The sequence below is a fragment of the Solibacillus sp. GQ1 genome (assembly GCF_059758555.1).
Map to the genome: position 1 here is coordinate 132652 of NZ_JCAXEX010000005.1, position 19049 is coordinate 151700.

A 19049-nucleotide genomic window follows, 5' to 3' on the forward strand; every position below is an offset into this window, starting at 1 on the left:
CATTTTAACAAGTTCAAATCCTAAATGTCAACAAAAAACACGAACGTACACATTCAACGAATGTGAAACGTTCGTGTTTAAGGGTTATTCTTCTCGTGGAGGAGGAGTAAATTCTAAATTCAAGAACTTATTGTACTCTTTACGGAATGCCAAGCTTACCGTGCCTGTTGGACCGTTACGTTGTTTTGCAATAATGATTTCGATAATATCCTTACTTTCCGATTCTTTATCGTAGTAATCATCACGGTATAAGAAGGCTACGATATCGGCATCTTGCTCAATCGAACCAGATTCACGCAAGTCACTCATCATCGGTCTTTTATCTTGACGTTGCTCTACACCACGCGACAGCTGTGATAGGGCAATTATAGGTACCTTTAATTCACGCGCTAAACCTTTTAATGAACGGGAAATTTCCGATACTTCCTGCTGACGGTTCTCTCCTGGTTTACCGCTACCTAAAATAAGCTGCAAGTAATCGATCATAATCATTCCTAAACCGTTTTCCTTAGCTAATCGTCGGCATTTGGCACGTATATCTGTCATGCGCACACCCGGAGAGTCATCGATGTAAATACCGGAATTTGATAAACTTCCCATAGCCATTGTCAGCTTGCTCCAGTCCTCTGTTTCTAAAGCGCCTGTACGCAAGCGTTGTGCATCGATATTACCTTCTGCACATAACATACGCATGACAAGCTGGTCTGCTCCCATTTCAAGAGAGAAAATCGCTACATTTTCACGGGCCTTTACAGCAACACTTTGGGCTACGTTTAAGGCAAAGGCTGTTTTACCAACCGATGGACGGGCTGCCACAATAATTAAATCGTTGCGTTGGAAACCGGCCGTCATCTTGTCCAAATCACGGAAACCGGTAGGAATACCTGTCACATCCCCCTCACGTGACTGGAGCTGTTCAATATTATCAAATGTTTGAACGAGTACATCTTTTACGTGCTTAAAGTCGCCAGCATTTTTACGGTTCGAAACTTCAAGCATTTTCTTTTCAGCTTCTGCTAAAAGAACCTCTACTTCATCTTCACGCGTATATCCGTCATCCGCAATTTTAGATGCAACGCGAATAAGGCGACGTAAAATCGCCTTTTCTTCTACAATCTTTGCGTAATGTGCGATATTGGCAGCTGTCGGAACAGCACTCGATAATTCCGTAATATAGCTTAACCCGCCGATATCCTCTAGCTCTTTTTTTGCTGATAATTCTTCCGTTACAGTGACAAGATCAATTGCTTTTCCCTGATCGCTCAAGTTCAGCATCGTTTGGAAAATCTTTTGATGTGCAATATGATAAAAATCATCTGCTATAACAATTTCAGATGCTGTTATTAGAGCTTGTGGTTCAAGGAAAACGGCTCCAATGACCGATTGTTCCGCTTCACTATTATGTGGGGGAACACGGTCCATCATGGATTCGTTCATTGTTGTCGCTCCTTATTCTTCAATTACATGTACCTTTAAATTAGCCTTTACATCTTGATGTAACTTCACTGGTACATTGGCATAACCTAATGAACGAAGTCCGTCATTACAATCCATTTTGCGTTTATCTACTTTAAAACCATGTTTCTTTTGTAATGCATCTGCAATTTGCTTTGTAGATACTGAACCAAATAGGCGACCACCTTCACCTGATTTCGCTTTTACTTCTACTGTAATTGCTTCTAATTGCTCTTTTAAATCTTTTGCTGCCTGCAACTCTGCCGCCGCATTTTTCTCTTCTAAACGCTTTTGACCTTGCAGTTCGCTAATTGCCTGGTTATTAGCTTCTTTTGCATAACCGTTTTTAAGTAAAAAGTTACGTGCATAACCTTCTGCTACTTCTTTAATTTCACCTTTTTTGCCTTTACCTTTTACGTCTTTTAAAAATACTACTTTCATGATTCTTTACTCCCTTCGACTACTTCATTAATTGCTTCATATAAATATTTTTTAACCTCATCAATGGATTGTGCTTCCATTTGGGTAGCGGCATTTGTTAAATGGCCTCCACCGCCAAGCTTTTCCATGACAAGCTGGACATTTACTTCTCCTAATGAACGTGCACTAATGCCGATCAGTCCATCATTGCGATGGGCAATGACAAACGAGGCACCGACATCTTTCATTGTTAGTAAAATGTCTGCAGTTTGTGCGATTAATACTGAATCGTATACTTTTGAATCTTCACCTTTTGCAACCGCAATTCCTGCAAACGGGAATTCTACAGTTTGAATAATTTTTGAACGTGCGACATATGTTTCTACATCTTCTTTTAACAGACGTTGTATCAGTACGGTATCAGCACCAAATGTACGTAAATATGAAGCGGCTTCAAATGTACGCGCACCTGTTCTTAATGTAAAGCTTTTTGTATCCACAATAATACCGGACAATAATGCTGTCGCTTCAAGCGGCAATAACTTTTCATTTTGAGGCTGGTATTCTAGCAGCTCCGTAACGAGTTCTGCTGTAGAAGATGCATATGGCTCCATATATACTAATGTCGGATTATTGATAAACTCTTCTCCACGACGGTGATGGTCGATAACAACAACCTTATCTGTTCTACTTAATATTCGACTATCAATTACCATACTTGGCTTATGAGTATCGACAATAACTACAAGTGATTTTGGCGTTATTTTTGATAAAGCTTCATCCGGAGTAATAAAGCGATCGTAAAAATCGGTTTTTTGCTCTAACTCGGTCATTAACCGGTCTACACTTCCGCGTACTTCATCAAAATTGACTACGACAAACCCTTCAATTCCATTCATCGCAACCATTTTACGTACACCGACAGATGCTCCTATTGAGTCCATGTCCGGATTTTTATGGCCCATTACGAAAACGCGGTCACTATCTTGAATTAAATCACTTAGTGCATGAGAGATTACACGGGCACGTACTCTTGTACGTTTTTCAACAGGGTTTGTTTTACCGCCATAAAAGCGAATTTTACCATTGGACTGCTTAATGGCAACTTGGTCACCACCACGCCCCAGAACTAGATCAAGTCCCGACTGCGCTAATTGCCCAAGCTCTACAAGAGATTGAGAGCCTGCTCCAATGCCAATACTTAATGTTAATGATAAATTTTTCTGCATCAACGTTCGTTCCCGGATGACATCTAAAATTGAAAAACGTTTCTGCTCAAGCTCCGATAAAATCGATTCATTTAACACAGCCATGTAACGATCCGATGCGATTCTTTTCACAAAGATATCATAATGTGCTGCCCATTCATTTATAATTGATGTCATCATCGTATTGGTGACGCTTCGTGCCTGGTCATCCATGCCAGATGTAAGCTCATCATAGTTATCGATAAATAGTATAGCGAGTACAGTACGGTCCGCCATATATTGCTTTTCAATCTGTACTTGTTTTGTAATATCAAAGAAATAGAAAAGTTTCTCTTCTTCTTTATAATAAATATGATATTTCCGATCATTGATAGCAATGACCGTTTCATTTTTTTGGTCTTGATTAACTAGTAGAGGCAGCTCTTCTGAAATCATTTCAAGTTCATATCCGACCAGCGATTCTTGCTGCAGGACGCGAAGCATAAACGGGTTGGCCCATTCCACCGTCATTTCATCATTCATTAACAGAATTCCGAATGGCATTTCCAGAAATGCCTCTTTTCCGACATCCTCCATCCGGTAGGAAAGTGATTGAATATGCTTTTCGGTTTCTACATATGTTAATAATTCAACTTTTACCGTGTAGTAAGCTGCTACTGAATAAATAGCTATAAAGGCTATTCCCACCCATACATTCCACATCATAATAAGGATAGCTGCTACTGCACCAAGTAAAAACAATACTAATAGTGGATATCGAATTGGTCTTTTACGAAAAATCCCCATTCCATCAGCTCCTCATTTCTGACTCTTTTCTCGAATGTAACTACGTGCATTAAAGCCTAAATCAACAATACCTACTAAAATAACAAACGAATAGAGAGGTATTGCTAAAATTGTACTTAAAACTTTTATAAACTTCGGATAACCAAATGCATCAATGACAAAATGTATAAATGAGATACCTTGTATTGTTAATAATACCCATAATACCATTGAAATATTTAGCATAATAATAGCCAATGAAGAACCGGCTTCTGGACGAACGAATAAATTCACTGATAAAGCGATTAAGTAATACCATAACACTGATCGTGGTAAACGTAATTCACTAAACTTCGCAAACTTTGGTACGTCTACTTTTAAACGCTTTAAAATCGGTAAATTAACGGTAATAATAATAAATGTTAAAAATAACATGGCAAATGTAATGGAAGCCGGCATTGTCATTTCCAACGTATTTAACATTGTATTCGCCAAATCCATTGTTTCTTTGGGCACAGGTTGTCCAGTCAGACTCTCCGTCATTTTAATCGATTCCATATAGCTCGTCTTCATGAGCGCAAGAGAATCCCGAATAAAATCTACTTCAAACAAACGCAATGAAATTAAATACTGAATCGCAAATGTGATCAGCAGGACAATACTCGTTGAGATAAACATAAATACTTTACTCTTTTTATGATAAATAGCATCCCCTATTGCTACACCTGCTGCTGCAAAGATTAATGAAGCGGGTAGTAATAGCAGTCCACCAATAAAAAAAGTAATAAATACAGCAATCACTGCGACTAAAAGCGATGACTTCCGATTATAGTTTGCGCTATACCAAATCATCGGTAATGGAGCAATAATCGCCGCGATAATATTCGCCAGTGGAATATAAAATACGATTGCCATCAGCACAGTGAAAAGCGCAATCATCATTGCACCATGTGCCAGCTTTCTTGATTGATTATTTTGCATGGAGAACCTTCCTTATCTGTTGTTCGCTAGACTATAATGCAAGGACTATTCAAACTTTGCTCTTACATTTGGTCGGCTTTTCGACCAGTCTGCTTTCAACTTTTCTCACCTTCCTATTGTACCATTTTTGCATGGTCAAACAAAATAACCGTTACGACAAGAAGAATGAATTAAACCAATCCATTATTACATTCCCTTTAACTTCTCCTCTACATAAAAATCTGCTTACATCTAAAGCATATAAGTGCATGTAAATACTGGTATATGACCAATATATAGGGTGGAAATCCACTGCATAGAATGCACAAGCTATGAATAGTATGTCATTATGATTTTTTTAGTATAACTTAATATGGAGTAATTTTTGTTTGAATAACTATATTCTACGTATTAAAAGCCGTTTTTCTGTCTTTTATGTCCTTTATTTCGTTGACAATTTGTATTGTATAGCATATATTATGTAACCGGTAACACATTTTGTTTAGGGGGCGGATAGATGGTTAACATTAAAGATGTAGCAAAGGTTGCAAATCTTTCTGTGGCAACAGTATCACGCTACTTAAACCAAAATGGTTATGTCAGTAAAAAGTCATCAGAACGTATTGAACAGGCAATTCTTGAGCTGGATTATAAGCCAAGCAGTGTTGCACGTTCATTAAGTAAAAAACAATCCAATATTATTGGTCTCATTGTTCCGGATATAAAAAACCCATATTTCCCTGAACTGGCGCGTGCAGTGGAAGACATGGCATTGTCTTATGGTTATACAGTTGTTCTTTGTAATTCTGACGACCAGATGGAAAAAGAGTTGTTATATTTAGAGCGCCTGTCACAAACATATGTTGCCGGCTTAATAGTAGCAACAAGCTTACTGGATCCTTCTGTTTATATGTCCATCAATACACCAATCGTTGCACTTGACCGAATAATCGATGCAACTGTTCCAACTGTAGCAACCGATAACGAAAAAGGTGCCAGGATTGGGGCGGAGTACTTACTTACGAATGGAGCAGGAAATTTACTATGTATACGTGGTCCGCAAGGTTTAAAAACTGCGGATGATCGCCTTACAGGATTTCTCGAAGCAACGGACAAACGAGGACTAGAGCCAATTGTTATAACAACATCATTTGATTTTAAAGTTGCTGCTGAAGCGATTGAACAAACTTTAGCTGTAAATCCTCAGATTGACGGTATTTTTGCAAGCAGTGATACATTAGCCATTGCTGCACTTCATATTGCGCATAAGCTTGGTAAGCGCGTACCCGAAGAACTGCAAATTGTAGGCTTTGATGGAATTGCACTCGGTGAAATGGTATCCCCTCCATTAACAACGGTCGGCCAGGATCTGTACAAAATGGGTGCTGCAGCCGCAACAATGTTAATTGAACAGATTGAAGGCAAAGAAATAATACAAACGTTATTAAATATAGATCCACAACTAATTGTTCGAGGGACGACAAGAAAGGAAGCTGCAAAATGATTACGGTAATAGGAAGCATCAATATGGACTTAGTCGTTCAAATGGATGTATTCCCCAAAAAAGGGGAAACTGTTTTAGGAAGCTTATTTACAACGGTTCCAGGCGGCAAAGGTGCGAATCAGGCAGTAGCTGCTGCACGCTTAGGCAGCCAAGTTAAAATGTTAGGTGCTGTCGGCACAGACAGCTTCGGTACGGAACTGCGTGCGAATCTGAATGAAGAAAATATAGATACAAGCTTAGTAATAAATACAAATGGTGCTACTGGCATTGCTAATATTTTACTCCACGAATCGGACAACCGTATTGTCGTTGTACCAGGTGCCAACTCTAAAGTAACACCAGAAGAGATTGCTTCAGCAAAAACTGTCATTGAAAATAGTCATTTAGTGATCATGCAGCTTGAAATTCCAGTAGAAACGATTGAGTACAGCTTAAAGTTATGTAAAGAGCTTCAAGTACCGGTACTCTTCAACCCTGCTCCGGCAGCAAACTTCGACATTGAGTGGATGCCGTATATTAAATACTTAACACCAAACGAAACTGAATGTGCCTTACTTTTCGGGAACGATGTTGAAGCAGCATTAGAAAAATACCCAAATCAGTTAATAGTGACATTAGGTGAAGATGGTGCGCGTTACTTCGATGGAACAAAACATGTGCATATAAAAGGATATAAAACAACGGCTGTTGATACAACAGGTGCCGGTGATACATTTAACGGTGCATTCGCACATGCTATTACAAACGGTCAGTCTATTGAAGAAGCCGTATTTTTTGCGAATATAGCGGCGTCATTATCCGTTGAAAAATTTGGAGCCCAAGGTGGTATGCCAAAATTAGAGGAAGTAATTGCTCGAAAGGAAGGCGCAAAATGAAAAAACAGGGCATTTTAAATCGCGAATTAGCCGGTATATTTGCACGTTTAGGTCATACAGACAAAATTGTTATTGCTGATTGCGGCTTACCGGTTCCGGACGGCGTTACATGTATCGATTTAGCATACAAACTGGGGGAACCAGGATTTATGACGATTTTAGAAGTTGTTCTAGAAGATTTAAAAGTAGAACATAGTTACTTAGCTGAAGAAATAAAAACTGCTAACGAAACTATTCATTCTTCTATATTGCAAAAAGTGGAACCGGTTACATATATATCCCACGAACAATTCAAGAAGATGTCGAGCGAAGCAAAGGTCATTATTCGTACAGGTGAAATAACACCATACGCCAATATCATGCTACAAAGCGGCGTAATTTTCTAAGGTAGGTGACGGAACATGATTGAAATGAAGGGCATAAGAAAAGCATTCAATGGCAACGTCGTATTAAACAATGTTGAGTTCACTCTGTTAGACGGGGAAATCCACGCCTTAATGGGTGAAAATGGTGCTGGTAAATCAACGATGATGAAAATTTTGGCCGGTATCTACTCGCGTGATAACGGTGATGTGCTAGTTGATGGTCAGTCGTATACATTTACTTCAGCAAAAGACGCCGAAAACTTAGGCATTCACGTAATTCACCAAGAATTAAATATTCTGCCGCATTTATCTGTAGCGGAAAACCTGTTTTTAGGAAAAGAAAAAACAATTGGTCGTACGGGATTCCTGCGTACACGTGAAATGAATAAAGATGCAAAGACACTGTTGGCAAAACTCGGTTTGCATATTGATGTACGTCAGCCTGCCGGTTCGCTTTCAGTCGGAAAACAACAGCTAATTGAAATAGCCAAAGCGATTAATTCAGAAGCAAAGTATATCGTAATGGATGAACCGACAGCTGCTCTTACAGATCGTGAGATTGAAACACTATTTGAAACGATTAGAGAACTGAAAGCAAAAGGGATTTCGTTTGTTTATATTTCCCATCGTATGGAAGAGATTTTTGCAATTTGTGATCGTATTACGATTTTACGTGATGGTGAGTATGTTGGTGTTCGGGAAATTCCAAAAACAACTTTTGATGAAATCGTTAAAATGATGGTCGGACGTGAGCTTGGTGAACGTTATCCAAGCCGCAATGCAGAAATAGGAGACGTTGCTCTAGAAGTAAAAGGGTTAACATGTCCTGCGGTATGCAAAGATATTAACTTTCAGATTCGTAAAGGCGAAATATTAGCATTTGCCGGTTTAATGGGGGCAGGCCGTACAGAAGTTGCACAGGCTATTTTCGGTAACCTTAAAAAGTCTAGAGGCGATATTTACATCCACGGGGAAAAAGTGACGATCAAAAACCCGATTCAAGCAATGAAATACGGGATTGGATTTGTGACGGAAGACCGTAAAACAGAAGGTCTTGTACTGGATTTTTCGATTAAGGAAAATATGTTTTTAACAAATTTGAAAACAATTGCAAAAAGCGGCTTTATTCAACCACAACAAGAGCAATCACATGCTGCTAAATATATTGAGCAGCTAAATATTCGCTGCAGTGATGCGACACAGGCTGTTGGCTCATTAAGCGGCGGTAATCAGCAAAAAGTAGTTATCGCAAAGTGGTTAAGTACAAAACCGGATATTTTAATATTGGACGAACCTACTCGCGGTGTTGATATTGGTGCAAAAAAAGAAATCTACTCGATTATGAATCAGTTAGCCGAGGAAGGTGTAGCCATTTTAATGATTTCCTCAGAGCTAACGGAAGTGTTAGGTATGGCGGACCGTGTAATGATCATGCACGAAGGACGTCAAACAGCTATTTTAGACAATGTTGACTTAACACAAGAAACTATTATGCATTACGCAACAGGAGGAGAAGAAGTTGTTAAAAACTAGCTCAAAAGAAATGTTAGGAAAGCTAGGTCCTCTTTTAGGATTATTTTTAATTGTAATTGTCATTACGATTTTAAATCCAAGCTTTATGACAACAGATAATGTTTTAAATATTTTACGTCAAGTATCGATTAGTGCACTTATCGCATTTGGTATGACTTTTGTTATTTTAACTGGCGGCATCGACTTATCGGTTGGCTCGACATTGGCCCTTACAGGTGCCGTAGCAGCCACAATGCTCGCTTCAGGAATAGATCCTGTATTAACCATTCTAGCGGCCTTATTATTAGGTGCTGTTCTTGGTGCTGTAAATGGTGTCATCATTGCAAAAGGAAAAGTAGCACCATTCATCGCAACATTGGCAACAATGACAATTTACCGTGGATTAACGTTAGTGTATACGGATGGTCGCCCTGTTTCTGACTTAGGAAATGAAATTACATTCCAGATGTTAGGTAAAGGATACTTCTTCGGTATTCCAGTTCCAGTATGTACAATGATTCTAGCTTTCATTGCGTTATATGTAATTATGCATAAAACAACATTCGGTCGCCGTGTTTATGCAGTAGGCGGCAATGAAGCGGCTTCTAAATTATCAGGTATCAATGTGGATCGTGTAAAAATTGCTGTATACTCATTAACTGGTATGTTAGCAGCTTTATCTGCGCTGATTTTAACATCTCGTTTAAACTCTGCACAGCCAACAGCAGGTACATCTTATGAGTTGGATGCAATTGCAGCAGTTGTCTTAGGTGGGACAAGTTTAACAGGCGGTAAAGGCTGGATTTTCGGTACATTAGTAGGTGCCTTAATTATCGGAGTGTTGAATAACGGATTGAACTTAATCGGCGTTTCTTCATTCTTCCAGCAAGTAGTAAAAGGGATTGTTATTTTAATCGCGGTGTTAATTGACCGTAAGAAAACAGCGTAGATGGAGGTCATTAGCGTGAAAAAACAATTAATATTATTAATGGCACTTTTGGCCACAGTGATACTGTCGGCTTGTTCGGTAAAACCAGGCTTCTCTTTGGAACCTTCTTTCGGAACATCCGCTACATCAACAGAAAGCAGTAATGATACATTAACAATCGGTTTATCTATTTCAACTTTAAACAATCCATTCTTCGTAACGTTAAGTGAAAATGCAGAAGCAAAGGCAAAAGAGCTCGGTGTGAAAACAACGATTGTAGATGCGCAGGATAATGCGTCGAAGCAAGCCTCCGATATTGAAGATTTAATCCAGCAAAACGTTGATTTGATTATTATTAACCCTGTAGATTCTGTTGCTGTTGCAACTGCTGTTGAATCTGCTAATGCTTTAAATATTCCCGTCATTACGGTAGACCGTTCTTCTGAAGGTGGCGAAGTCATATCACATATCGCCTCTGATAACGTAGCTGGCGGAAAGCTGGCAGGAGAATATATTACAGAGTTAGTTGGTGAAGGTGCCAAAGTTGTCGAATTGGAAGGTGTCGCAGGTTCATCTGCTGCACGTGATCGTGGACAAGGGTTCAATGAAGCTGTCACAGGTATCTTAGACGTCGTTGCAAAGCAAACAGCGAACTTTAACCGTTCAGAGGGCTTAACAGTAATGGAGAACATTCTGCAGTCCAATCCGGATGTTACAGCCGTATTTGCGCACAATGACGAAATGGCATTAGGTGCACAAGAAGCAATTTCGGCTTCGGGTAAGAAGATTGTAGTAGTTGGCTTTGATGCGACTGACGATGCGGTAGCTGCGGTAAAAGCAGGAAGTTTAGCTGCAACGGTTGCACAAAAACCTGATGAGATTGGAAAGATCGCAATGGAAACAGCGATTGCTTATTTAAACGGTGAAACGGTTGATGAAGTAATTCCAGTCAATCTTGAATTAATTACAAAATAATAATGCAACAGCCTGCAAATAGGCTATTGCACCTCTCAAGCTGTCACAAGTAATTTTGTGGCAGCTTTTGTTATGGAACTATAAAAAACCTTTAAACAATAAAAAAAGTACAACAGAGGCAGTTAAGCCTATGCTGTACTTTTAAGAAAAAATTATTTTTCTTCAGCTACGAATGGTAATAATGCCATAATACGTGAAACTTTGATTGCAGATGTAAGTTTACGTTGGTATTTAGCAGAAGTACCAGTTACGCGACGTGGTAAAATTTTACCGCGCTCAGAGATGAATTTCTTTAAAAGATCTACATCTTTGTAGTCGATGTGCGTAATGTTATTTGAAGTGAAGTAGCAAACTTTACGGCGTTTGCGGCCTCCGCGACGTGGTGCCATTATCGTGTTCCTCCTTTTAATTTTTAATTATAGATGTGAAGTTCTTAGAACGGTAAATCGTCTTCAGATACTTCAATCGGTCCTTTACTGTTTGCAAATGGATCTTCATCTACACGTGTATAGTTTTGCTGATTTTGAGCTGGCTGTTGATAAGAACCGTAAGAATCCTGAGATTGCGCGCCTCCAAATTGTTGGTTAGGCTGATTATAAGATGGCTGACCACCATAATTTTGCCCTCCACCGTATTGTTGGCTTGGTGCACCTTGTGATGCATTAGCTCCTCCACGTGGTTCTAAGAACTGCACTGAATCAGCAACGACATCTGTTGTATACACACGCTTTCCATCTTGTCCTTCAAAGCTACCTGTTTGAATACGACCTTCTACACCAATCAAACTCCCTTTTCTCATGAAGTTTGCTAAGTTTTCAGCTTGTTTTCTCCAGGCGATACAGCCTATGAAATCTGCTTCGCGTTCACCAGACTGGCTCGAAAATGTACGGTTTACGGCAATCGTAAAGCGTGCCATTGGAACTCCACTCGGTGTGTAACGAAGCTCTGGATCCTTTGTAAGTCTTCCGACTAATACGACACGGTTAATCATCAATGCACCCTCCTTTTTTCAGCATTTAAGTTTAAAAATTATTTGTCTTCTTCGCGTACTGCGATGTGACGGATGATGTCTTCGCTGATGTTAGCTAGACGAGTGTATTCGTTGATAGCTTCAGTACCAGCGTTAACTTTCACGATTTGGTAGAAACCTTCGCGGAAGTCATTGATTTCGTAAGCTAAACGACGCTTACCCCAATCTTTTGCTTCTGTGATCTCTGCACCATTTGAAGTTAAGATTTCTTGGAAACGCTCTACTAAAGCTTTCTTCGCTTCTTCTTCAATGTTTGGGCGGATGATGTACATTAATTCGTACTTTCTCATTTGTGTTTGCACCTCCTTATGGACTTGGGCTCTCCTACTAAATAGGGAGCAAGGAGTAAGTAACTTCTATTACTCACATCAATGAATTGTATCATAGTTGTTATTTCTATGCAACTGGCTACATCTTTTAATATTAATGAAATAGATTATTTCATATATAAATAAACGCTTTGCGAGGATAGATTTCTACTCACAAAGCGTCTACTAATTATACGTTAAATAAGAATTCCAATATGTCGCCGTCTTGTACTACGTATTCTTTACCTTCAGCGCGCACTCGGCCTGCTTCTTTTGCAGCCGGCTTTGAACCGTACTCTACTAAATCCGTAAATGCAACCGTTTCAGCACGGATAAAGCCGCGTTCAAAATCAGTATGAATAATACCGGCACATTGTGGTGCTTTCATACCTTTGCGGAATGTCCATGCACGAACTTCCTGTACACCAGCTGTAAAGTAAGTAGCTAAACCTAATAGGCTGTATGAAGCTTTAATCAATTGGTCTAAACCTGATTCAGCAATTCCTAATTCAGCTAAAAATTCTTTTTTCTCATCGTCTTCCAACTCAGAAATTTCTTCTTCAATTTTTGCACAAACAGTAATTACTTGAGCGCCTTCAGCTGCTGCGTATTCTTGTACCATTTTTACATACTTGTTTTCAGATGGATCCGCTACCTCATCCTCAGAAACATTGGCAACATAAAGCATTGGTTTAATCGTTAATAGATGTAAACCTTTGATTACTTTTTTCTCGTCATCTGAAAGGTCTGCCGCGCGAGCAGGTTTTTCAGCTTCTAATACTTCTTTAAGCTTTTGAAGAATTGGCTCTTCTACCATAGCTTCTTTATCTTTTTGTTTCGCCATTTTTGCTACACGTGCAATACGTTTATCCACTGATTCCATATCCGCTAAAATTAACTCTAAATTAATAACTTCAATGTCATCGATCGGGTTTACTGTACCCGAAACGTGTGTAATATTTTCATCTTCAAAACAACGAACAACTTGGCAAATTGCATCTACTTCACGAATGTGAGCAAGGAATTTGTTTCCTAAACCTTCACCAGTAGAAGCACCTTTTACGATACCTGCGATGTCTGTGAATTCAAAAGTTGTCGGAACTGTTTTCTTTGGTACTACTAATTCTGTTAATTTGTCTAAACGCTCATCCGGAACAGTTACGCTACCAACGTTCGGTTCGATTGTTGCGAACGGATAGTTAGCTGCAAGAGCGCCTGCTTTTGTAATTGCGTTGAATAAAGTCGATTTTCCTACGTTCGGTAAACCAACAATACCAGCTGTTAATGCCATATTGACACAACCTTTCTATGTTCAGTTCATTTAATTTTATTATTAATTCTTTTATGGATTTTTCTGTCCATTAAATTTTACAACCTTGTCTATTATATTGATTGCGGACATAAAAGTCTATTTTGCTTTTAGACTTCTTCTGCCTGGCGTAAAATTTTCTTCATTTTTTTCTCAAACTCGCGGCGTGGAATCATAACGCTATGTCCGCACCCCTCACATTTTATGCGAATATCGGCACCTAATCGAATTACTTTCCATTCGTTTGTGCCACAAGGATGTTGTTTTTTCATTTCCACAACGTCATTAAGACCGTACTGCTTTGCTTCCATCTATTATTCTCCTCCCTGATTTCGCTCATAAAACATCATTTTCGGTACAGCAAGAGGAATACCGTTGCGTGTTAAGATGTCGATTACATCTTTCCGAATAATACGTGATATTGAATATTGCTGTAATGGTAATGTTTCTATTGTAATAGCAATTGTCGCTTCTGTGCTTGTCGTATTTGTGACACCTAAAAAGACAGGAGCAGAAACTAGTTCCTCATAATTTTGCGGTAACGTATCCAAATAGTTTTGTATGACCATCTGCACTTTTTCAATATTCGCATCGAGCGAAATTTGCATATTTATCGTAGCTTTTGAGTTATTGATGGAATAGTTGATGACATCTACAATACTGCCGTTTGGAATAATAAACTGCTCACCTGTTACTCCCTTTACTTTCGTTGTACGAAGACCAATTTCCATAACGGTACCTTCAGCCGTATTGATTTTCACAAAATCCCCTACGCCGAACTGATCCTCTAAAATAATGAAAAATCCTGTAATGACATCCTTCACTAAGTTTTGCGCACCAAAGGCAATTGCTACAGAAGCAATCCCGGCCCCTGCAAGTAACCCGGCAACTTGTATATTCATAGCCGATAAAATTCCCATAATGGCAGAGAAGTACACTAAATAGCTCAGTACGCTTTGCAGCAGCTTTACAATTGTAAGCTGTCGACGCTCATTATTTCTTACACGCAGCATAAACACTCGGTGAATAATCTTCTTACCGATAAAAACGACAAGATATGAAATAACGATAATCGCCAGAATCTTCGCGCCGGCTGCAATAATCTTTACCAAAAACTCCGTACTTGTGACATATTCCCAAAGTTCTGTCGTATAGTGTGCGAGCCCTTTAATATCCGTTTCAGCAAATTCCTCTAAATCTAATTTCAAATCTTTTTCCAAATTTACCACCTCTTGTATAACAAACTTTAAAATTGAATATACTGCATAAATATATCGTATTTTAGCTTATTTCTCGAGTAATCTATTTAATTTAAAAATTAAAGGAGTGATGATATGACACAAGCCTGTCCTCAAAATTATAGCGTCCATTACGAGCAGACGAGCGCTGTTTGGGAGCTGAGCGAAATCTTTTTAAAAACGATTCCGTTTGACCATGAAGAACTTATTTTTTGCTGTATCGGTACAGACCGATCTACAGGTGATGCATTAGGCCCGATTATCGGCAGCCAGCTGCACCAAACTTTCTCATTTCCATTTCCGGTTGTTGGTACATTGCAGGCACCGCTTCACGCGCTCAATATTGTAGAGCGTTACGAGCAGTTGATTAATGAAAAAGAGCAACCTTTTATTATTGCAATTGATGCTTGTTTAGGTGAATCAAATGCGATTGGTTCTATTCTAATCCAACAGGGTCCTCTTTATCCCGGAAAAGCCGTGAAAAAAGAGTTGCCTCCTATCGGTAACATTTCTGTTAAAGGAATTGTTAACGTAGGAGGCTTTATGGAAGCAAAAGTATTACAAAATACGAGACTGCATGTTACGTATTCTATGAGTGATAAAATTGTTCGGGCACTTGTTTTAGCATGGCAGCGCCATTTACTGAAACGGAAAAATAATCGCAACGAGTATCCCGACCATCAAAATCGCTGGCAGCAGATTGGCTATACGGATTTTCGTTAATCCGGCAATATTCAAACCGATTGCCATAATCATAATACCGCCCGTCGCTGTCATTTCTGTGATAAATAGATCCAATGCTTCACTAGGAATATATGTACTAATAACACCTGCAAATAATGCAATCGAGCCTTGATATAAAAGTACAGGAACCGCCGATAGTAAGACACCGATTCCTAAAGTTGAACTTAATATAATCGACATAAATCCATCGATAATCCCTTTAGTGATAAGAATATTGTGATCATTGCGCAAACCACTATCAAGAGCACCGAGAATCCCCATGGAGCCAATAACAAAAATGAGCGTTGCAGTAACAAACCCCTCTGCAATCGTTCCTTTTTGTGCACGTTTTCCAAAAAGGGATTCAATCCATTGACCGAAGCGATTAAACTTTCCTTCAAGGTCGAGCCATTCACCGATGACCGCACCCATGATTAAACTGACTATAAGGAGAATGAAATTCGTACTCTCCAATCCCATTTGAATTCCTAAAAGCGCCACAACTAAACCGATAATTGATAACACTGTTTGCTGCATGGATTCCGGAATATTTTTAAAGATACGGCCGACCAACGCACCGATTATAATAAATAATGCATTTAACAGAGAACCTAGTAATACCATGAATTTCCCTCTTTCTATTTACCGTCTAACAAATTCATCATTATGTAGTATTTTTTTATATTATAACTGTTCACAAAAAAAGTGCTGAAACTTTTCGCTCAGCACTTTTTATTCTTGTTCCATATTTAATATTTCCAAAATGCGGTGCAAATCATCATCTGAATAAAATTCAATTTCAATTTTACCTTTATTCTTAGCTTTTTTGATTTGTACTTGTGTTCCAAAATAATCACGTAATTGAGACTCCGTTGCCTGTGTATGAATATCCTTTTTTGTCGGCTTTGTTTCACGTGAAACGGCCTCATTTAAATCCTGGATATACTTTTCCAATTGGCGAACATTAAGGTGGTCCTTTATTACTTTTTGTGCCACTTCAGGTATACGCCGTTTATTTTTTAATCCAAGTAATGCACGGCCATGCCCCATTGTCAGTTTCCCTTCGTTGACAAGGTCTCGAATGTCTTCAGGTAACTGCAACAGACGGATTAAGTTCGCAATATGCGGACGGCTTTTTCCTAATCGTTTCGCTAAATCATCTTGTGTAAAATTCAGTTTCACAATTAAACTGTTGTATGCTTCTGCCTCTTCAATTGGCGTTAAATCTTCGCGTTGCAAGTTTTCCAAAATAGCAACTTCCATCATTTGCTGCTCATTAAAGTCTTTTACAATGACAGGTACTTCTGTTAAACCTGCACTGACAGCCGCACGATAACGGCGTTCACCTGCTACAATTTCATATTTCCTAGCATTTTTACGGACAACAATCGGTTGAATAATACCATGTTCAATAATAGAGCTTGCTAATTCTTCAATTGCAGTCTCATCAAAGATTTTACGTGGCTGAAATGGATTTGCTAAAATTTTCCCTACTGCAATTTGCTGTACCTGGTCTTCTTTATGTACGGCCTCTTCACGAAAAAGCGCATCAATTCCTTTACCTAAACCTTTAACCATTTTTAATCACTTCCCTTGCAAACTCTAAGTAAATTTCTGCCCCGCGTGATTTTGAATCATATAAAATTACCGGTTTACCATGGCTCGGTGCCTCACTTAACCGCACATTACGCGGAATGATCGAACGATATACTTTATCCTGGAAATAGCGTTTTACTTCATCAATCACTTGAAGTCCTAAATTCGTACGGGCATCCAGCATTGTTAGCAACACACCATCAATCATTAACTCCTTGTTCAAATGTTTTTGGACAAGGCGGACTGTTGAAAGCAACTGGCTCAACCCCTCTAATGCGTAATATTCACATTGGACCGGGATAATCAGTGCATCGGAGGCAGTCAGCGCATTAATTGTTAATAAGCCAAGTGATGGCGGACAATCAATAATAATGAAATCAAAATTATTTTTAATCTCCTGCAATGATTTTTTCAGTCGAACTTCACGGGAAATTGTGGACACAAGCTCAATTTCAGCACCTGCCAATGATATTGTAGCAGGGACAATATATAAATTTTCTACATCCGTTTGTTGGATGACACCTTTAATATCTTCATCATTGATCAGTACGTCGTATACACAGCTTTCTAAATCACCTTTTCGAACACCTAATCCGCTTGAAGCGTTACCTTGTGGGTCGATATCGATTATTAATACTTTCTTTCCTAAAAAAGCTAAACATGCACTTAAGTTAACAGAGGTTGTCGTTTTTCCAACGCCACCTTTTTGATTGGCTATCGCAATAATACGTCCCAATATCCGCACCTGCTTTCATCACTTCAATTTAGGTATATTTTTAAAGTCTAAAAATCCCGGATGACTAAATCTTCCTTTTATAATACTGTTTCTCTTATCTTAACAAAAAATGTTAGAAAACGATGCTATGAAAATAAAAATATTTCAAAAAACTTGCCAAACCTACTAATCTACTAAAAAAACTGCCTAGAAAGTCGTTATCTTTCGGGCAGTTCAATAATTTATTTTTTCTTCGGAATTTTTACAGTGATTTGGTAGTAATCGTCTGTATCCTCTTCCTCCGTTTTTACATTAATTCCACTTTTCGTCACCATCGATAACGACTGCTTAATCGTATTAAGGGCAATACGCACATCTTTGCTAATCGCTTTTCTGCTTGGTTTACGTTTTTTTATCTCTGGCTCATCGGGATTTAGAATTTTTTGAATTTGCTCTTCAAGCTGTCTAACATTCCAATCAAACTCTTTCGTCGCTACAATGAGCTGCATTTGTAATTGCTCATCTTTGATTACAATTAAAGCCCGGGCATGACGTTCCGAAATTTCACGATTTAAAATAGCATCCTGAACAAATTGAGGCAACTTTAATAAACGCAATTTATTAGCAACTGTTGATTGGCCTTTACCAAGACGTTGTGCAAGCGCTTCTTGTGTAAGCTGATGCAACCCTAATAATTGTTGATAAGCAAGCGCTTCTTCAATTGCTGTTAATTCCTCACGTTGAAGGTTTTCAATCAGGGCAATAGACGCCGTTTCTCGATCATTTAAATTGCGTACAATAGCAGGCACTTCTGTCCATTGTAGGGATTTCATCGCTCGATAACGTCGCTCACCGGCAATTATTTCATATTTATCTGCGTCATTATTAATTGGACGAATCACAATTGGTTGAATGACGCCATGTGTATGAATAGTTCTTGCTAATTCTTCAATCTTCTCATCATCAAAAACTGTACGTGGCTGATAACGGTTCGGAATGATTTTGTCTATTGGAATTTTAACTACTTCTTCTGAAGCCATCGAGATATTCTCTATTACTTCTACTTCACTTTCTACTTCAGGCTCTTTGCTCCCGCCTCCGAAAAAACGTGAAAAAGTACTTTTCATCCGTGTGGCACCACCTTTAGGAAACTGTCTACCTCA

21 protein-coding genes are annotated in these 19049 nt (G+C 38.8%); 7 read left to right on the forward strand and 14 right to left on the reverse strand.

Annotation, left to right across the window (positions count from 1 at the left end; translation table 11 throughout):
• Window positions 1-84: 84 nt before the first annotated feature.
• The 4 genes from dnaB to AC6CH1_RS17050 are packed head-to-tail and all read right to left on the reverse strand — an operon-like array spanning window position 85 to window position 4829.
• On the reverse strand, window positions 85-1437 hold the full coding sequence (gene dnaB / locus AC6CH1_RS17035; RefSeq protein ID WP_251691016.1) for a replicative DNA helicase: 1353 nt from the start codon (window positions 1435-1437) through the stop codon (window positions 85-87).
• Window positions 1438-1449: 12 nt separating this feature from the next.
• On the reverse strand, window positions 1450-1896 hold the full coding sequence (gene rplI, locus AC6CH1_RS17040) for a 50S ribosomal protein L9 (protein WP_498318588.1): 447 nt from the start codon (window positions 1894-1896) through the stop codon (window positions 1450-1452).
• On the reverse strand, window positions 1893-3869 hold the full coding sequence (locus AC6CH1_RS17045; protein WP_251691020.1) for a DHH family phosphoesterase: 1977 nt from the start codon (window positions 3867-3869) through the stop codon (window positions 1893-1895). Before AC6CH1_RS17045 ends, rplI begins: the two co-directional genes overlap by 4 nt.
• 12 nt (window positions 3870-3881) lie before the next feature.
• Window positions 3882-4829 carry a YybS family protein gene (locus AC6CH1_RS17050; RefSeq protein WP_251691021.1) on the reverse strand — a complete coding sequence of 316 codons (948 nt, stop codon included), beginning with the start codon at window positions 4827-4829 and terminating at the stop codon, window positions 3882-3884.
• A 496-nt stretch (window positions 4830-5325) separates the two neighbouring features.
• Between AC6CH1_RS17050 and AC6CH1_RS17055 the strand changes: the two genes are divergently transcribed.
• The 6 genes from AC6CH1_RS17055 to rbsB are packed head-to-tail and all read left to right on the forward strand — an operon-like array spanning window position 5326 to window position 10967.
• Window positions 5326-6312: a LacI family DNA-binding transcriptional regulator gene (locus tag AC6CH1_RS17055; protein WP_251691024.1), complete on the forward strand. Its 987-nt coding sequence runs from the start codon at window positions 5326-5328 to the stop codon at window positions 6310-6312.
• Window positions 6309-7187, forward strand: coding sequence for a ribokinase (rbsK, locus tag AC6CH1_RS17060; RefSeq protein ID WP_498318590.1), 879 nt, complete (start codon window positions 6309-6311; stop codon window positions 7185-7187). The genes AC6CH1_RS17055 and rbsK overlap by 4 nt, the downstream gene beginning before the upstream one ends.
• On the forward strand, window positions 7184-7573 hold the full coding sequence (rbsD, locus tag AC6CH1_RS17065; RefSeq protein WP_498318592.1) for a D-ribose pyranase: 390 nt from the start codon (window positions 7184-7186) through the stop codon (window positions 7571-7573). The genes rbsK and rbsD overlap by 4 nt, the downstream gene beginning before the upstream one ends.
• Window positions 7574-7588: 15 nt before the next feature.
• Complete coding sequence (locus AC6CH1_RS17070; RefSeq protein ID WP_251691030.1) at window positions 7589-9085, forward strand: sugar ABC transporter ATP-binding protein; 1497 nt, start codon at window positions 7589-7591, stop codon at window positions 9083-9085.
• Window positions 9072-10013, forward strand: coding sequence for a ribose ABC transporter permease (gene rbsC / locus AC6CH1_RS17075; RefSeq protein ID WP_285848955.1), 942 nt, complete (start codon window positions 9072-9074; stop codon window positions 10011-10013). Before AC6CH1_RS17070 ends, rbsC begins: the two co-directional genes overlap by 14 nt.
• A gap of 15 nt (window positions 10014-10028) precedes the next feature.
• Window positions 10029-10967 (forward strand): ribose ABC transporter substrate-binding protein RbsB, encoded by a 939-nt coding sequence (gene rbsB, locus AC6CH1_RS17080; RefSeq protein ID WP_251691032.1) that lies wholly within the window; start codon window positions 10029-10031, stop codon window positions 10965-10967.
• Window positions 10968-11119: 152 nt separating this feature from the next.
• On the opposite strand, the gene rpsR is transcribed toward rbsB, so the two are convergent.
• From rpsR to AC6CH1_RS17110, 6 genes are all read right to left on the reverse strand, one after another.
• Window positions 11120-11359, reverse strand: coding sequence for a 30S ribosomal protein S18 (gene rpsR, locus AC6CH1_RS17085; protein WP_172954456.1), 240 nt, complete (start codon window positions 11357-11359; stop codon window positions 11120-11122).
• A 41-nt stretch (window positions 11360-11400) separates the two neighbouring features.
• The gene (gene ssb, locus AC6CH1_RS17090) at window positions 11401-11958 is read right to left on the reverse strand and encodes a single-stranded DNA-binding protein (protein ID WP_008408356.1); all 558 of its coding nucleotides are present in this window, start codon (window positions 11956-11958) and stop codon (window positions 11401-11403) included.
• A 38-nt stretch (window positions 11959-11996) separates the two neighbouring features.
• Window positions 11997-12287: a 30S ribosomal protein S6 gene (rpsF, locus tag AC6CH1_RS17095; protein WP_008408357.1), complete on the reverse strand. Its 291-nt coding sequence runs from the start codon at window positions 12285-12287 to the stop codon at window positions 11997-11999.
• A 208-nt stretch (window positions 12288-12495) separates the two neighbouring features.
• Window positions 12496-13596: a redox-regulated ATPase YchF gene (gene ychF / locus AC6CH1_RS17100; protein ID WP_427713600.1), complete on the reverse strand. Its 1101-nt coding sequence runs from the start codon at window positions 13594-13596 to the stop codon at window positions 12496-12498.
• A 128-nt stretch (window positions 13597-13724) separates the two neighbouring features.
• Window positions 13725-13925, reverse strand: coding sequence for a DUF951 domain-containing protein (locus AC6CH1_RS17105; RefSeq protein ID WP_079523585.1), 201 nt, complete (start codon window positions 13923-13925; stop codon window positions 13725-13727).
• Window positions 13926-13928: 3 nt separating this feature from the next.
• Window positions 13929-14834: a mechanosensitive ion channel family protein gene (locus AC6CH1_RS17110; RefSeq protein ID WP_251691036.1), complete on the reverse strand. Its 906-nt coding sequence runs from the start codon at window positions 14832-14834 to the stop codon at window positions 13929-13931.
• Between the two features lie 114 nt (window positions 14835-14948).
• Between AC6CH1_RS17110 and yyaC the strand changes: the two genes are divergently transcribed.
• Window positions 14949-15575, forward strand: coding sequence for a spore protease YyaC (gene yyaC / locus AC6CH1_RS17115; RefSeq protein ID WP_008408365.1), 627 nt, complete (start codon window positions 14949-14951; stop codon window positions 15573-15575).
• Here yyaC and AC6CH1_RS17120 read toward each other — a convergent pair.
• From AC6CH1_RS17120 to noc, 4 genes are all read right to left on the reverse strand, one after another.
• The gene (locus AC6CH1_RS17120) at window positions 15492-16199 is read right to left on the reverse strand and encodes a DUF554 domain-containing protein (protein ID WP_498318595.1); all 708 of its coding nucleotides are present in this window, start codon (window positions 16197-16199) and stop codon (window positions 15492-15494) included. The two genes, yyaC and AC6CH1_RS17120, sit on opposite strands and share 84 nt — an antisense overlap.
• Before the next feature lie 108 nt (window positions 16200-16307).
• On the reverse strand, window positions 16308-17153 hold the full coding sequence (locus tag AC6CH1_RS17125) for a ParB/RepB/Spo0J family partition protein (protein ID WP_251691043.1): 846 nt from the start codon (window positions 17151-17153) through the stop codon (window positions 16308-16310).
• Window positions 17146-17907 (reverse strand): ParA family protein, encoded by a 762-nt coding sequence (locus AC6CH1_RS17130; protein WP_079523590.1) that lies wholly within the window; start codon window positions 17905-17907, stop codon window positions 17146-17148. The genes AC6CH1_RS17125 and AC6CH1_RS17130 overlap by 8 nt, the downstream gene beginning before the upstream one ends.
• 221 nt (window positions 17908-18128) lie before the next feature.
• The gene (noc, locus tag AC6CH1_RS17135; protein ID WP_498318596.1) at window positions 18129-19013 is read right to left on the reverse strand and encodes a nucleoid occlusion protein; all 885 of its coding nucleotides are present in this window, start codon (window positions 19011-19013) and stop codon (window positions 18129-18131) included.
• Between the last annotated feature and the right edge of the window lie 36 nt (window positions 19014-19049).

Bases quoted from the DNA above. Each gene is read 5' to 3' on its own strand.
- AC6CH1_RS17105 (WP_079523585.1), bottom strand. From the start codon at position 13,925: ATGGAAGCAAAGCAGTACGGTCTTAATGACGTTGTGGAAATGAAAAAA.
- AC6CH1_RS17125 (WP_251691043.1), bottom strand. From the start codon at position 17,153: ATGGTTAAAGGTTTAGGTAAAGGAATTGATGCGCTTTTTCGTGAAGAG.
- AC6CH1_RS17045 (WP_251691020.1), bottom strand. From the start codon at position 3,869: ATGGGGATTTTTCGTAAAAGACCAATTCGATATCCACTATTAGTATTG.
- dnaB (WP_251691016.1), bottom strand. From the start codon at position 1,437: ATGAACGAATCCATGATGGACCGTGTTCCCCCACATAATAGTGAAGCG.
- noc (WP_498318596.1), bottom strand. From the start codon at position 19,013: ATGAAAAGTACTTTTTCACGTTTTTTCGGAGGCGGGAGCAAAGAGCCT.
- rplI (WP_498318588.1), bottom strand. From the start codon at position 1,896: ATGAAAGTAGTATTTTTAAAAGACGTAAAAGGTAAAGGCAAAAAAGGT.
- AC6CH1_RS17055 (WP_251691024.1), top strand. From the start codon at position 5,326: ATGGTTAACATTAAAGATGTAGCAAAGGTTGCAAATCTTTCTGTGGCA.
- rbsD (WP_498318592.1), top strand. From the start codon at position 7,184: ATGAAAAAACAGGGCATTTTAAATCGCGAATTAGCCGGTATATTTGCA.
- rbsK (WP_498318590.1), top strand. From the start codon at position 6,309: ATGATTACGGTAATAGGAAGCATCAATATGGACTTAGTCGTTCAAATG.
- yyaC (WP_008408365.1), top strand. From the start codon at position 14,949: ATGACACAAGCCTGTCCTCAAAATTATAGCGTCCATTACGAGCAGACG.
- ssb (WP_008408356.1), bottom strand. From the start codon at position 11,958: ATGATTAACCGTGTCGTATTAGTCGGAAGACTTACAAAGGATCCAGAG.
- AC6CH1_RS17120 (WP_498318595.1), bottom strand. From the start codon at position 16,199: ATGGTATTACTAGGTTCTCTGTTAAATGCATTATTTATTATAATCGGT.
- AC6CH1_RS17070 (WP_251691030.1), top strand. From the start codon at position 7,589: ATGATTGAAATGAAGGGCATAAGAAAAGCATTCAATGGCAACGTCGTA.
- rpsF (WP_008408357.1), bottom strand. From the start codon at position 12,287: ATGAGAAAGTACGAATTAATGTACATCATCCGCCCAAACATTGAAGAA.
- AC6CH1_RS17050 (WP_251691021.1), bottom strand. From the start codon at position 4,829: ATGCAAAATAATCAATCAAGAAAGCTGGCACATGGTGCAATGATGATT.
- ychF (WP_427713600.1), bottom strand. From the start codon at position 13,596: ATGGCATTAACAGCTGGTATTGTTGGTTTACCGAACGTAGGAAAATCG.